The following is a 14,136-nucleotide window of genomic DNA, read 5'->3' as shown; positions in this document are numbered from 1 at the left end:
CTAAGCCCGCATTGGGCGCCACGCCCCGTCTGCTTACAATCAAACGTCAGCAACTACTGAGGGAACCATGAAGAAAATCACCACAACCCTGCTCGCGGCCGGGCTCCTCCTCTCCGCTTCAGCCTGCTCCGCATCGCAGCAGCTGAGCACCGCGGACACCTGCAGCCGGGTCAAGACCGTCATCTCGAACCCCACGAACACCACGGACAAAACGGGAACCATCCGCGTAGCCAACCAGCTCCGCCCGATCGAAGCCGTGTCCTCGGATGAGCTGAAGCCCACCCTGAAGACGCTTGTGGACTACCTGGACGAGTCCTCGAAGGACAACCCTGATACCGCGAAGCTCAATGCCATGAAGAACGATTACCAGAACGCGGGCACCAATTACAGCAAGTACTGCGGCGGCTAAAGGCAGTTTGCATTCCATACCCGAGGGCTGGCCGTGGATGCCCAGCCCTCGGGAGGCCGGCGCCGGCCGGGACGTCCGCTTTGTCGGCTTTAGCCTGCCCCTGAACGGACTCCGAACCCCATGGATGGTCCGAACCCGCGGGACGTTTTCCGGATTCCCGGCTACCTGGCTTTCTGGTCGGCCTACACCGTGTCGGGTTTTGGAACCTACATCACCACCTTGGCACTGAGTCGCACGTGCCCTTGTCGACAGACGGCCACGGAAGCCCGTGCTCGTGGGAACCGACCTCGCGGCAGCCTCGTTATTCCTTGCGGCCTCGCCGTTCCACTCGGCACGACACGGAGACGCTGCTCAGGGCAGCCGCCAGTAGGGCTGCAGCTCCGCGCCCCGCAGCCGGCGCACGTTTTACAGCGCGGTGTGCTTCCCGAACGGATGGTGGCCCGTGGCTGGCTGTCCGTGGCTCCCGAGCCATTCGGACAGGGCCTCGCGCAGGATCTCGCTGGGCGTGAGACTGAGCGTTTGTGAAGCCGACTCCAGGGCGCGGTCCAGTTCATCAGGGATCTGGAAATCCAAGGGCGAGGGACGGCTGTCTTCCTGCAGCTCGGAAGGCATACCTTCGCCGCGCAACAGCTTGCCGACGGCTGGCTTCATGTCGTTTTCGGTCCACGCCGATAGGTGCTCGAAATGACTCACATCTCGTGTCATGATTTTCCCTCCCACCAATCAAGCATCCTCCGTTGGCGGGTCGCAGTCACCATCTACGAGTAATTACTCTCTAACTATCGCTGCAATCGCACTGCGGGCGCGGTCCCACTGTCATTTCCCGCTTCGGCGGCCTGCCAGGCGCCGGAATACAGCCACGATTTTGGGTGGCCCAGGCTGCTTGACGACGCCCAACTGGAGCATCGCCTGGGGGCCGACGACGGCGCCCGGCTCGGTAGTCCCGAACGGGGCTTGAGCGTGTTCCACATATGAGTCGGCCATGATTTCGTCGCAGACGTCCAGCTGTCTCTGGTTCCTGATTTCCTGGAAGTGGCGCCGCACGAGTACCTTGTTGGCTTCGCTCATGGAGGGCTCCTCTGGATAGGTGGTCCAAGCGGAGGCCGACCGGGCCCGTTCGAAGACCCAGGAGTCGCGGAACGGACCCGGCGCTCACGCTGAGGGTGAGACCGCGACGGACATCGATCAGCGCAGGGCTGGTGCCGTCAGAGTGATCTTAGGGCTTGGGCCGATTCCGGTCTAGGGAATCGGACGCCTGACGGTGCAAAAACTCATCGTCCTGAGAGGTAGTCGGCAACCCCCGCCGGATTCGACAGCCCAAGAAGATGTCCGCCGTGCAGGACATCCGGCTCAAGCCCAAGGCGATCGCGCGCCACTCTGCGCTGGAACTCGAGCGGGAAGAACCGGTCACCCTCACCGCTAAGTACGCTGATGGCACGGCCGGCCACTCCACGAAGTCGCACCTCGACGCAAAGACTGCGTTTGCTTCGGGCCGCTGGTACGGTTCCCCCTCTGACGCAACCTCTGGTGGAACGTCATGCAGGAAGTACTCGTTCACATCGAACTCTTCGCTGTATCCACCGGCCGCGGCAGCACGCTTCCGCGCGTCCTTCCAGCCTGTGTTGTCCCACCATGCACCGGGGGTCTCGCCTGGGTTGGGAATCATCGCGTTGACAAGGACGAGCTCTGCAACGCCGGTCCGGGCACCCACCATGGGCGCCGTGAAGTCATCAACAAACGGACCACGGTTCGGCGTCGAAGTCATGCCCACATTCTTTCCCAGATCGCGGCGCCCGCAAGGGACCCGCCGCACATGCACTGGGCCGGCCTTTCCCTGCAGCAGGCCTAGTGGGAGGATGCCTATAGGTGCGGACCAGATACGAGAAGGACGGGAAACGACATGTCGACCCAGGAATCCGTGGAAACAGAACGCAAGTACGACGCTGACTTGGAAACCCCCCTCCCCGCGTTCGTGGACATCACCGGCGTCGAACAGGTCGCTGACCCTGCCGATCATCAACTTGAGGCCGTCTACTTCGACACGGACGGCCTCGTCCTTGCCAAGCACCGCATCACCTTGCGGCGCCGCACTGGCGGCACCGATTCAGGTTGGCATCTGAAGCTGCCGGCAGACCGGGACACCCGTGTGGAAATCCATGCGCCGCTAGGGCAGCCTGAGACCGTTCCCGAGGAGCTGGCGGAGAGGCTCCTCGTATTCACCCGCGGCGAAGAGCTCAGGCCCGTGGCCCGGATCCATACCCGCCGCACTTTGCATCGCCTGCACGGAAGCGAGGACGTCACCCTAGCCGACTTCGTGGATGACCATGTGACGGCCGAGACCTTGCACCCAATGCAATTGGAGCGGCGATGGCGGGAATGGGAAATCGAACTGGTCCACGGCGATGAAGCTCTGTTTGAGAGTGCGGAGCGCGTTCTGTCAGGGGCCGGCGCAACCCCTTCCGGACATGCTTCAAAACTGGCCCGTGCGTTCGGGACCGCCTGGCCATCCGCAGTGCCGACACCACCAAGAGCCCGCCCGAAGGGTTCTGCGGGAGACGCAGTGGTTGCCTACATTGCCGCGCAAATCGCTGAAATCACGGCACTGGACTCCGGAGTCCGGCAAGGCGCCGACGACGCCGTTCACGGCATGCGCTCAGCCGCCCGCAGGCTCCGCTCGACTTTGTCCGCCTACGCCAAGCTCTTCGACGCCGAGGCCGGGGATCAACTCAAGGCCGAACTGAAATGGCTGACCAAGGTGCTGGGCAAGGCCCGGGATGCAGAGGTGCTGCGCGACCGGATCGGGGAACTGCTGAATGACCAACCCGATGGCGTCGTGCCCGCTTCAGCTGCCACCAAGATCAATGACGAACTCGAGGCAGCTTTCAACTCCGGGTACCGCGAGATGCTCCGCTCCTTGGGAACGAAACGCTATTTCCGGCTCCTGGACGCGCTTGAGGAATTCCGCGACGAGCCTCCTACAAGACCTCGCGCCAGGAAGAAGGCCCGTCCCGTCACGGCCAAGCTCGCCGCGAAAGCGATCAAGCGGGTGCGCCGGTCCCAGAAGACGGCGACCCAGCAGGCTGGCGCACAACATGACACGGCATTGCACCAAGTCCGCAAAGATGCGAAACGGCTGCGGCATGCGGCCGAGGCCCTGCGGGACGTCCACGGTAAACCCGCTGCGAAGTTGGCCCGTCGCGCCCAAAAGATCCAGAAAATCCTAGGAGAGCACCAGGACAGCGTCGTAAGCCGTTCGGTGCTGCTCCGCCTCGCAAACGATACTGGCGGATCGGTGGAGGACAACTCGCCTTATGGCCCCCTGCTCGCTGCCGAAGAGCAGCGAGCCGCGGACTCCGGGGCCCGCTATGAAAAGCTCGCCAAGAAGAAGCGCTTGACTCCCCTGTGAGGAACGCAACTGTGAGGACGGGATTGTGACGGACGGCGCTGGGCGTCAGAGGCTCAGCCTTCGCACTCTACGCAGTACGCGTGGCCGTTCTTTTCACGGGCAATCTGGGAGCGGTGACGGACGAGGAAACACGAGTAGCACGTGAACTCGTCTTCCTTCTGTGGAACGACCGCAATGATCAGTTCCTCGGCCACGAATTCGCCGCCTGGTACCTCGTTGCCTTCAAAAGCATCGGCCTCGTCCAGCTCCCGTACAACGCTGCGAGCGTCCGGAGCATTGGCAGACTGCAGGGCCTGAAGTGACGTGCTTTGGGATTCCGCGACGTCGGAGCGGAGTTCGTCGTAATCGGTTGCCACCTGGGGTTATCTCTTCTCTTGTGTATTTGCTGGCGAATGTGCAACATACACCATGCGGCTGCTATTCCCCACAATGTGGCAAAATCAGCGCACGTGCGTCATTGCTTCCGCGGTGCGCATTGCCCTGACCATCCGCTCCACTGTGGCCGGATGCGTCACCGAGCGTACGCCATCCCCGCCGCCTGGCCCGGACGGGGCCGAATCGACCATGAGCTTACGTCCCGAAAAGTGTATGGCACGGACTCCCGTGGCCAAAAGCCCAGGTACGGCCTCTTCAGTGACGCCGCCGCCGGCCATGACGGAAACTTCGGCCGGGAGGCCCGCAACCATGCGCTTGAGCATGTCGATTCCGTCGCCCGCGGCCCGGGCTGCGCCCGAGGTGAGAATGCGCCGCGCACCCAGCCGGGCGGCGTCGTCCACTGCTCGGAGCGGATCCCGGGCCGCATCCACCGCGCGGTGGAACGTGACGAAAGTCCCATCCGCTGCATCGATCAGCGCCTCGGCGCCGGCCGCGTCGACGTCGCCTGAAGGGGTCAGCAGTCCGACGACGACGCCGTCGGCGCCGAGGGCAAGCAACTGCCGGACGTCCCGCCGCATGACCTCGACTTCACCCGGCGAATAGACAAAGCCGCCCGGCCGCGGCCGAATGAGCACGTGGACGAAATCCTGGCGACCGGCGTCGCGCGCGAGCTCCGCGGCGGTCTCAACGAGGCCGGCGCTCGGGGTGAGGCCGCCGGCCTCAAGCGCTGAGCAGAGCTCGACGCGGTCCGCGCCGGCTTCGATGGCACAGCGAACACCGTCCAGGTCCTGGACGCATATTTCAATCTTCATGGTTCCCCCGTTGGATGGGCCGAATGCTCACGACGCAAGCACGGTGCGCAGGCATAGCTGTCCCGCGCCGAGAAGGCCTGCCTGCGAACCGGCGAGCGACGCTTCGATCACGATGTTCTTAGTCGCAAGCGGATGGCAGCTTTCGTAAAGCTGCGAACGGACAGCGGCGACGTACGGCTCCAATTGCGAAAGTCCGCCACCCAGGACCACCACATCCGGGTTCACGAAATTCACAACAATGCTGAGGGTCTGCCCCAGTATCCGGCCGGCCGTACGGACTCGCGTTGTGGTGTGCGGGTCGCCGTTGTTGACCTGCAGGACGATGTCGTTGACGTCCGCTGCATCGATCCCGACCGCAGCCAGGTCGCGGATGATGGCGGACCCGCTGGCGACCGTCTCCAAGCAGCCGCGGTTGCCGCAAGAGCATGGCGCATCGCCCGCAGCCGGGATCTGAACGTGGGCGATGTCTCCGGCAGCGCCGGTGGCACCCCGGTAGACCTGTCCGTCAATGATGAGCCCGCAGCCAATCGCGGCCCCTGCTTTGAGAAACAGGGTGTTCTGCCGGACCTTGGAATCGGGTGATTCCCGCTGGCGTAGCGTGTGCTCACCCAAAGCCATCATGTTGGCGTCGTTGTCCACAACCGCCAAAGTCCCGAATTCCTCGGCAAGCCAGTTCCGGACTTTGAATTCGTGCCAGCCGCGCATTCTGGATGGCGAGTCGAGCGCACCCAAGGCAAAGTTGACCGGTCCGGGCAAGGACATCCCCACGCCCCGCAGCGGAGGGTCGACGGCCGGATCGCTCAGGGCACGCATCATCGCCGCGGCCTGGGGCAAAACCACTTCGGGCCCATCGTTGATATCGATGGTCCTGATTTCGGAGACAAGCAGATTGCCGGAGAGGTTGAGCCTGCCGACCCACAAATGATGGGCGCCCAAGTCCGCCGCCAGGATGAAGCCCGCGTCAGGGACCAACTCCAGGAGCGTGGGCCTCCGGCCTCCGGTCGCCGAACCTGAACCGCTCTCGCTGATGAGTCCGGCTTCCATCAGCTCGTTCACCTTGATGGTGATGGTGGACGGGGCAAGGTTCAGGGTGCGGGCAAGATCTGCCCGCGAGTTCGCCCGGCCACTGGCGATCATGGACAGGATGCTGGAGGAGTATTCGGTCAGCGCGATGTCGCGGGGACCGGTTCTTTTCACGGTTTTGGCGTAGGAAGGCTTGTAACCCAAAGTCAGTCTCTCCAGGGGCTCGGTGTCTGCCGCCCGCCATTGGGCTGCTCTTTGCAGAGTAGCTGACGGGCCTGCACTGCGCCGCCGAAAAGCCCCGCCGAAGAGCCGAACCGCGCTGGCAGGAGCCGGGGCCTACGGTGGAAACTCAGGATAGACTCCAGCCGCCCCGCCACCGGGAGAAGGAGGGCGTCGCCGGCATTGGACAGGCCGCCTCCGAAGATAACGGCTTGCGGTGCCAGAAGTGCGACGCTCTGCGCGATCGCCAGGGCGAGCCCGTCATATGCCTGGTTCAGGACCCCGACGGCGGCCGGGTCACCCGCGGCCGCGGCCTCCATCACTTCCTTCGCACCAACCACGGGCGCGCCGGACACGGCTGAATAGTTGCGCGCGATGGCGTACGCCGAGGACACCGTCTGGAGGCATCCTGACGCGCCGCAAGTGCACAGGATGGCCGTTGTGCTCGTGAGTGGCTCCATGCGGGCATGGCCGATTTCTCCGGCGTACCCGTCGCCGTCGTACACCTCGCCGTCCAAGATGACTGCACTGGCGATCCCGGTGCCGATGACCAACACCAGGGCGTTCCGCAGCCCCTTCGCGGCCCCCAGTCGATGCTCTGCCAAACCTGCCATCTGCACGTCGTTGCCGAGCACCACAGGAAGTCCGACCCGCGCTTCCAACGCGGAGGAGAGCGGGAAGTCGCTCCAGCCTAGATTCACGGCGGAGACCACGACGCCCGTGCTTGCATCCACAATCCCCGGCGCGTTGACGGCGATTGCCTGAGGCCGTTGCTCCGGGGGCTCAGCTCGGTAGGTGGCGACGAGGTCGGACAGTTGGTCCAGGAACTCCCCCGGCGAACCTATGGCCGTTGGCGTGGTTCCCTGGTGCGCGAAGCGCCCGGTGGAATCCACGACGCAGTATTTGAGGTCGGTTCCGCCGACGTCGAAAACCATCACCGGAGCGCCCGGTCCCAGAACCAAAGACGTCGTCGGGGAACCGGCGGTTTGTACGCTCAACTGCATGTCAGCCTTTCACCGCCCCAGCAACGAGGCCCTGGGCCATCTTCTTCTGGACGATGACGAAGAGAATGATCACCGGCAGCGCCATGAGGGTGGACCCGGCCATGATGCCGCCCCAGTCCGTTGCCTGGTTCTGGCCGCTGAAGCCTTGGATCCATAGCGGGAGGGTTTTGCTGTTGTCGCTGCTCAGCAGTACCAGCGCCAATGTGTATTCGTTCCAGGCGGCCAGGAAAGCGAAAATCCCGGAGGCCACCAGTCCGGAGCCCAGGAGCGGAAACGTCACCCGGAAGAATGCGCCCACCCGGGAGCAACCGTCGATCATGGCAGACTCTTCGAGCTCTACCGGGACCCCGTCAACGAATCCCTTGAGCATCCAGATAGTGAAGGGAACGGACGCCCCGACATACAGCAGGCTCAGGCCGAGCACGGAGTTGAGCAGGTGCCAGCTGTCGATCATCTTGTACTGGGATATGAACATGGCTTCAGCGGGGATCATCTGGATCACGAGCACCGAGATGATGATGAGCTTCCGGCCTTTGAATCGAAAGCGGCTGAGCGCCATGCTCGCGAAGAAGGCGAAAAGCAGTGCGGCCACCACCACAATCAGGGCAACCCCGAAGCTCATCCGCAGGGCGGACCAGAAGCGGCTGTCGTGGAGCACTGTCTCGTAGTGCGCCCAGGTAAAGTCGAGCGGCAGGAACGACGGCGTGCGGGACTGCAAGGCCTCGTCCGTGACGAGCGAATTGTTGACCAGCCAGTAGACCGGGAAAATCCACAGCAGACCGAAGACCAGGCCGGTGATGTTGGCCGCCGAGCGGCGGACGGGGCTGGATTTGAGGGCCATTCAGACTTCTCCCTGCTTCAGGAATTGGGTGACATAACGCCAGGTCAGGAGCAATGTGATGAGCAGCATGATCAGGGCGGTCGCGGAAGCCACACCGTAGTCTCCGCCGGACAAGCCCACCTGGTAGACGTAGGTGCCAAGGACATTGGTCTGCTCGGTGATGCCGCCGTTTTTCTGCAGGATGAAGATCTGCGTAAATACCCGCAGGTCCCAGATGATTTCAAGAATCGTGACCAGCAGGAGGACCGGGGCGATGGTGGGGACCGTGATTTCGCGGAATTGCTTCCAGCCGTTGGCGCCGTCGAGCGTTGAGGCCTCCAGCATGGACTCATCGATCTGGGTGACCGATGCGTAGACCATGAAGACCACCAGCGGCACGCTCATCCAGATGACAAGGATGGCCGCGACGGCGAAGAAGGTCAGGGGGTTGGAAAACCAGTTGTAACCGGCCATCCCTTGCATGCCCAGCCCCGCCAGTGTCCAGTCGACCACCCCGGACCTGGAATCGAAGATCCACTGGAACACCTGGAGCGAGGACAACACGGGCATCGCCCATGCCAGCAGCATGGCGGCCTGGACGAAAACGGAAACCGGTCGGGAGAGTTTGGTGAGCAGAAGCGCGCCCCCGATCCCGATGGCCATTGTCAGTGCGGCACAGACGAGGCAAAAAGCAAGGGACCTGCCCAGGGTGAGCCAGAATGCCGAATCGCCCAGTACCCGGGTGAAATTGTCGAGCCCGACGAAATCCGCGGGTTTGCCGAACTGCTGCTCAAGGGAAAAGTGCTGGAACGCCATGGTGATTTGACGGAGCAAGGGGTAGCCCATGTCCACCAGGACAATGAGCACCGCGGGAAGCAGAAGGATGTACGGGAGGGGGTTGCGCCTGCGTTTCCTGGGGGCCGCTGGTTTAGTCCGGTCAGGCAGGATCCCTTCCGGCTTCGCACGCGTACTGGTTACGGTCATGGCTTCGGTCCTTTCTGCTTCCCGCCGGGGCTACTTGCTGTTGAGGATTTCGGTCATTTTGGCGTCGGCCGTCTTGGCCAGCCCAACGGGGTCCTTCAGTGCGCCCATGGCCACGAAGAAGTCGTCAACCACCTTGGCGCTCTCCACCAATGCCCAGTTCTTGGCCGCCGGGGTGCCCACGGAACTCCTGACGGCTTCGACGGTGACCTTGGACAATTCGTCCTGCCCGAGGGCCGCGGCGTAGTTCAGGTTTCCGGGGACCCAGCCGCCCTCGGTTGCGAAGAACTCCTGGAACGGCTTGCTGAAGATGAGTTTGAGGGCTTCCTTGGCGAGCCCCCGTGCCTTGCTGTTGTTCGAGATGGCCACATTGGAGCCGCCGGCAAAAGGGTTGCCCACGGCGTCACCCTTAGGCGAAGGGAAGTTGAAGTACCCCACATTGCCGGCGTCCAGGAGTTCCTTCTTGATCTTTTTCAGATGGAAGTTGAAGCCGAAGAACATTCCCGCCTCGCCCGTGTTGAACGCGGTGTACGGCTGGGAACCGATGGTGGAGTCGGTGATGGTTCCGGTGGTGGAGCCCGTCCTCCACAGTTGCTGCAGCTGGGCGATGGCCTTCTGGCTCTCCGGCGAGGACAAGCTGCCTTCCCATTTCCCGTCCTTCTGCACGGCCAACCGCCCGCCATTGCTGAAGACCCAAGCGAACGCGGATTGTGATGAAATCCCGGGCAGGAACATCCCGGAAAAGTGTGCGTTCTTCTCGGGGTTGCCGGCCTGGATCTTCGTTGCGACGGCAGTCAGCTCATCAATGGTCTTCGGTATCGCGAGCCCAAGCTGCTGGAACATGTCCTTCCGGTAAAACACGATCCGGCTTCCCGCGTAGAAGGGCGCGGCGTACATCTTGTTCTCAAAGCTGCCCAGTTCCACGAGCGATTTGGTCAGGTTTGCACCGCCCAGTTCTTCCTTCATGCCGCTCAAATCGGCCAGCGCTCCCACCGCACAGAACGTTGGCGCCTGGGTGTTGCCAAGTTCGATGATGTCTGGCGTCGATTCGGGGCTGGCAAGGGCCGTCTGGAGCTTCGGGACGATGCCGTCCCACTCCTGCTGCTCGATGGTGAGGGTGGATCCCTGGAACTTGTTTTCGAACTCCTGCTTCAACCACGCCTGGGCCTTGTCCGACACGGAGTCTTTCATGAACCAGACCCGCAGCTTTGCCGGAGTGGAGAGGCTGTCCGAAGACGCGGAGCCCGAGGCCTCGCCACATGCGGACAGCAAGGCTGCTGCACCCAGGGCTCCGCCCAGACCGAGCAAACCACGTCGACTAAGTTCTTTCATCGCTTCCTCCACTTTGGACTCACAGGGTCGATTGACCATGCAGCAAACGAAATCATGGAGCGTAGATGCTTCGGAAGAGGGTCAAACTTAGTTCAGAATCGAAGTTAGTTGCGGCTCGGTTTGGCGCGCCCCGGACGCACGCGGCCCACTCGTCAGCGCTCGACGCCGGCCGGCTGGTTCGACGCCGGCACCAACCGTGCGGCCAGATCAGGCGCCGCACCGCCGTCGTCGAACGGGAACATGGGCCGCGCTATCCTGTGGTGGCCCAGCCGGGGCAGGTCCTGGTCCACGCCGCCTGGGGTGAGCGCCAGCATCCAGTCCGCCGCCATGGCGAAGAGCTCTGGCTCGAGGTAGCCGATCTTGACCACCACAACGTCGGCTGTCCGGGCATCCAAGCCGTTCCGGAGGAAGTCCGATTCCAGGTGATACGGCTTGCGGCGCCGGGTCACGATGACTCGCAGGCCGCCGACGCGGATGACAGCCTCGTCAATGGCCACGGGGTCGCCGTGGGCCAGATGCTCCACAATGCCGTCCAGCCGCGCCGGACCGGACTGGGTGGTGTCCACGCGGGCGCCGACATCCACCGAGACGGAGCCTCCGACGCCAGCCGCAATGCAGGCCTCCAGGGCGCCGGCATCCGGGATCGAGGCATAGATCGCCTGGAGCGTTCCGGCCGCGATGGGTGGATGCTCAAGGAGTCTGTGCAGGGTCCAGGTGACGTCCCCGGCTCCCCCGGCAGTGGGGTTGTCCCCTGAATCGCTGATGAAATACGGGCGCTTCGTGCTTGCCTCCGCAGCCGCGAGGCATTCAGCGAGCGGCGCTGAGGGCGCTACGAAACGGAACTCGTCCCGTCTGTTCCACATGTCGACGGCGAGCCCGCCCGCATGGCGTGCGACGGCGTCGGCGTCGTCGCCGGTGACCATCACCACGGCCCGGTTGCGCGGCTCATCGGCCCAGGCATAACCGATCCACAGCGCGGCGTCGAGCACGCCGGGCAGCCCGGCGATCACGGCAACCTCCTCATATAACGACTTGGCCGGTTCCAATCGGGTGCTGGTCTTTTCACCGGGCAGCAGAATGGGGACCGGAACCCAGGCCTTGATCGGGCGGCGGGTGGCCTCCGGCAGTGCCAAGCGCTCCAGCAGGTTCGCGGCGGCGCGTTCCTTGGTTTCGAGCCAGTCCTCGTGCGGTGCCATGCGGTAGCAACTGGGGATGTCCAATTGGTGCGCCAAAGTCCAGGAAACGTTGCCGTGCAGGTCCATGCCGCTGGACACCAGCACGTCCGGTCCGAGCAGACCGCGCAGGGCCAGGAGCAAATCCGCCTCGGGATCATCTATGCCATCGACGCTCATGGCACCGTGGATGTCGAAATAGAGCCCGTCCACCGGGCCCTCCTCCAAGGCATCCGCCACTGCGGTAAGGATCGTCCGCTTCATCTCGGCGTAATCCGCGGAAGGGACGGCCCCGCCCGGGATGGAGCGGAAATGGACAAGCGGCAGCCAGTCCGCCGCCTCGCGCACCGGATGGCCCGGTGTGAAAAAAGGGTACTGGTCCAAGATCTCCTGGCCATCCCGCCGGACAAAGTCCTGCATGCGGGTCCGCGCAGGGGAATAGGTGCTGGCCTCGAGGGCGATTCCGGTAATGAGGATCCGGGGCTTCTTTTCCATCATGCCTGCCACCATATTGAGGTTCGCGGCGGTGCCGCGATGGTCCAGGCCCCCGCCGCGAAAGTTCAATGCCGAATGAAGTTCAACCAGCCCTTTTCGCCCGGAATCCTGCCTAACGTGGGCTCGCAAGTGACGGCAAGCGGAATCCACGGAAGAGGATCGAACAATGCAGATTGGGCTGAGCACGTACAGTTTGGCGGGAGCCTTGGCCGACGGACGGGTGGGCCTTTTGGACCTGCCGGGCTGGGCGGCATCCCATCAGGCCGGCCATCTCGAAGTGGCCGAGGCGGGACTGGGCGTGGACCTTTCCGCAGACCAGGCGGCGGCCGAGGGACTGCGCGAGCGTGCAGAGGAGTCCGGGATCGCCCTGGTCAACTATGTGGTGGGTGCGGATTTCCTCGGCACCGACCCGGCAGCTGAGATCGTCCGGGTGAAGACGCACTTGGACACGGCCCACCGGATGGGGATCAGCCGCTTCCGCCACGACGTTGTACCGTGGGCGTGGCGCCCCACCTCATACGCCGAATACCGCGATGCCTTTGAGAAGGTGCTCCCGGCGTCCCGGGAACTCGCCGAGCACGCCGCAACCCTGGGAATCACCACCAGCGTGGAAAACCATGGCATGGCCTTCAACGTCAGCGAACGGTTGCTGCAGTTGGTGCACGCCGTGGACCGCGAAAATTTCAAGATCACCCTGGACATCGGCAACTTCCTGTGCGTCGACGAGCGGCCGGAATCGGCCGTCGCAAAGCTCCTCCCCTACGCGTCTGTGGTGCATCTGAAGGATTTCTACCGCCGGAAGCGAAGCCCCGGCGGCGGATGGTTGCAAACGCTGGCAGGGGACCATATCCAAGGCTCCGTGTTCGGACTCGGGGACATGGACCTGCCGCGCGTCCTTCGCCTGATCAAGGACTTCGGCTTCAGTGGACCATGTTCCGTGGAATACGAGGGCCGCGAGGACTGCCTCACGGCTACCCCGGAATCGCTGCGCAACGCCGTCACACTGTGGGAGGGCTGCTGACATGGGGTCGCTGAACGTTGGAGTCATAGGGCTGGGGACCATCTCGGACATGCATCTGGACGCTTACCGTGATTCGCCGTCGGCGCACCTGGTGGCTGTCTGCGACATCGACGCTGCGCGGGCCGGGAGCCGGGCCGCGGAATACGGAGCAGCCAAAGTCTTCACGGACTACGAGGAGCTCTTGGCGGATCCCGGGATCGACGCCGTCAGCATCTGCACGCGCAATGACACGCACGCAGAAATTGTGATTGCGGCACTCAAAGCCGGCAAGCATGTGCTGATCGAGAAGCCCATGACAGCCTCTGTGGAGGAGGCTTTGGCTGTTGCTGCTGCCGCCCAGCGGAGCACAGCCGTTTTGCAGGTAGCTTATGTCCGCCGCTTCTCGCCCAACGCCGAGGTACTCAAGCGCTTTATCGACGCCGGTGACCTGGGGCAGATCTACTACGCCAAGGCCACATGCCTGCGCAGGGTGGGCAACCCCGGTGGCTGGTTCGCCGACAAAGGACTGTCCGGCGGTGGGCCACTGATCGATCTGGGCGTCCATTTCATCGACATTTGCTGGTGGCTCATGGGTTGCCCTTCCGTGTCCTCGGTTTCCGGGACGGTGTTCCACAAGATCGGTGCCCGGAACAATATCTCCAACTTCAGCCGGTATCTATCCGCCGATTTCGATCCGGCACGACAACCTGCGGACCCCGTGGAGGACCTTGCGACAGCGCTGATCAAGTTCAGCAACGGCGCAGTGATGCACTTCGACACCAGCTACTCGGTGCACGGCGCGGATGAAACCAGGGTCCAAATCTTCGGAGACAAAGGCGGCGCGCAACTGGAGCCCGCGTTGGAAATCTTCACCGAACAGCACGACACGCTGCTCGACATTTCGCCTGTGCTTGATTCGCCGACTTTTAGCACCGTGGCATACCGCAACGAGGTGGAGCAGTTCCTGGCGACGGCTCGGGGCGATGCCGCCGAGGCCGCTCCGGCCACCCACGGCCTTGAACTCATCAAAATCATCTCCGCGATCTACGAGTCCAGCAGGACGGGCCGCGAAGTGCAGCTGTAGCCGA

Annotated in this window: 16 protein-coding genes; 4 read left to right on the top strand and 12 right to left on the bottom strand. The window is 63.4% G+C overall.

What is annotated here, in order from left to right:
- Positions 1-67 precede the first annotated feature (67 nt).
- The gene (locus QRN59_RS19725; protein ID WP_059389438.1) at positions 68-409 is read left to right on the top strand and encodes a hypothetical protein; all 342 of its coding nucleotides are present in this window, start codon (positions 68-70) and stop codon (positions 407-409) included.
- Between the two features lie 405 nt (positions 410-814).
- Here the strand turns inward: QRN59_RS19725 and QRN59_RS19720 are convergent, their stop codons facing one another.
- The 3 genes from QRN59_RS19720 to QRN59_RS19710 all read right to left on the bottom strand — a co-directional run bounded on the left by QRN59_RS19720 (position 815) and on the right by QRN59_RS19710 (position 2,174).
- A complete protein-coding gene (locus QRN59_RS19720) occupies positions 815-1,114 on the bottom strand; it encodes a ribbon-helix-helix domain-containing protein (protein ID WP_284984155.1) in 300 nt (99 codons plus the stop codon).
- Between the two features lie 111 nt (positions 1,115-1,225).
- Positions 1,226-1,477 carry a hypothetical protein gene (locus QRN59_RS19715; RefSeq protein WP_284984154.1) on the bottom strand — a complete coding sequence of 84 codons (252 nt, stop codon included), beginning with the start codon at positions 1,475-1,477 and terminating at the stop codon, positions 1,226-1,228.
- Positions 1,478-1,625: 148 nt separating this feature from the next.
- Positions 1,626-2,174: a hypothetical protein gene (locus QRN59_RS19710; RefSeq protein WP_284984153.1), complete on the bottom strand. Its 549-nt coding sequence runs from the start codon at positions 2,172-2,174 to the stop codon at positions 1,626-1,628.
- A gap of 135 nt (positions 2,175-2,309) precedes the next feature.
- Between QRN59_RS19710 and QRN59_RS19705 the strand changes: the two genes are divergently transcribed.
- Positions 2,310-3,815, top strand: a complete 1,506-nt coding sequence (locus QRN59_RS19705) for a CYTH and CHAD domain-containing protein (protein ID WP_284984152.1) — start codon at positions 2,310-2,312, stop codon at positions 3,813-3,815.
- Positions 3,816-3,868: 53 nt separating this feature from the next.
- Here QRN59_RS19705 and QRN59_RS19700 read toward each other — a convergent pair whose 3' ends face one another.
- The 9 genes from QRN59_RS19700 to QRN59_RS19665 all read right to left on the bottom strand — a co-directional run bounded on the left by QRN59_RS19700 (position 3,869) and on the right by QRN59_RS19665 (position 12,117).
- Positions 3,869-4,171, bottom strand: coding sequence for a DUF4193 domain-containing protein (locus QRN59_RS19700; protein ID WP_059389433.1), 303 nt, complete (start codon positions 4,169-4,171; stop codon positions 3,869-3,871).
- An 84-nt stretch (positions 4,172-4,255) separates the two neighbouring features.
- Entirely contained in the window at positions 4,256-5,002 is a 747-nt protein-coding gene (locus QRN59_RS19695; protein ID WP_284984151.1) for a copper homeostasis protein CutC, read from the bottom strand.
- Between the two features lie 27 nt (positions 5,003-5,029).
- Complete coding sequence (locus QRN59_RS19690) at positions 5,030-6,199, bottom strand: ROK family transcriptional regulator (RefSeq protein ID WP_284984150.1); 1,170 nt, start codon at positions 6,197-6,199, stop codon at positions 5,030-5,032.
- 32 nt (positions 6,200-6,231) lie between these two features.
- Positions 6,232-7,248 carry an ROK family protein gene (locus QRN59_RS19685; protein WP_284984149.1) on the bottom strand — a complete coding sequence of 339 codons (1,017 nt, stop codon included), beginning with the start codon at positions 7,246-7,248 and terminating at the stop codon, positions 6,232-6,234.
- 1 nt (position 7,249) lies between these two features.
- Positions 7,250-8,089, bottom strand: a complete 840-nt coding sequence (locus QRN59_RS19680; RefSeq protein WP_284984148.1) for a carbohydrate ABC transporter permease — start codon at positions 8,087-8,089, stop codon at positions 7,250-7,252.
- Entirely contained in the window at positions 8,090-9,052 is a 963-nt protein-coding gene (locus QRN59_RS19675) for a carbohydrate ABC transporter permease (RefSeq protein ID WP_284984147.1), read from the bottom strand.
- A 30-nt stretch (positions 9,053-9,082) separates the two neighbouring features.
- Positions 9,083-10,381, bottom strand: a complete 1,299-nt coding sequence (locus QRN59_RS19670; protein ID WP_284984146.1) for an extracellular solute-binding protein — start codon at positions 10,379-10,381, stop codon at positions 9,083-9,085.
- A gap of 52 nt (positions 10,382-10,433) precedes the next feature.
- On the bottom strand, positions 10,434-10,601 hold the full coding sequence (locus tag QRN59_RS24680) for a hypothetical protein (protein ID WP_502871091.1): 168 nt from the start codon (positions 10,599-10,601) through the stop codon (positions 10,434-10,436).
- The gene (locus tag QRN59_RS19665) at positions 10,534-12,117 is read right to left on the bottom strand and encodes a M81 family metallopeptidase (RefSeq protein ID WP_350225250.1); all 1,584 of its coding nucleotides are present in this window, start codon (positions 12,115-12,117) and stop codon (positions 10,534-10,536) included. Before QRN59_RS19665 ends, QRN59_RS24680 begins: the two co-directional genes overlap by 68 nt.
- 97 nt (positions 12,118-12,214) lie before the next feature.
- Between QRN59_RS19665 and QRN59_RS19660 the strand changes: the two genes are divergently transcribed.
- Positions 12,215-13,069, top strand: coding sequence for a sugar phosphate isomerase/epimerase family protein (locus tag QRN59_RS19660; protein ID WP_284984145.1), 855 nt, complete (start codon positions 12,215-12,217; stop codon positions 13,067-13,069).
- 1 nt (position 13,070) lies between these two features.
- Positions 13,071-14,132, top strand: a complete 1,062-nt coding sequence (locus QRN59_RS19655) for a Gfo/Idh/MocA family protein (protein ID WP_284984144.1) — start codon at positions 13,071-13,073, stop codon at positions 14,130-14,132.
- Positions 14,133-14,136: the final 4 nt, after the last annotated feature.

The sequence above is a fragment of the Arthrobacter sp. efr-133-TYG-118 genome, from assembly GCF_030209755.1.
Taxonomy (GTDB): Bacteria; Actinomycetota; Actinomycetes; order Actinomycetales; family Micrococcaceae; genus Arthrobacter.
The sequence above is the reverse complement of the archived record's forward strand: the minus strand, read 5'-3'. Positions and strand labels throughout refer to the sequence as shown.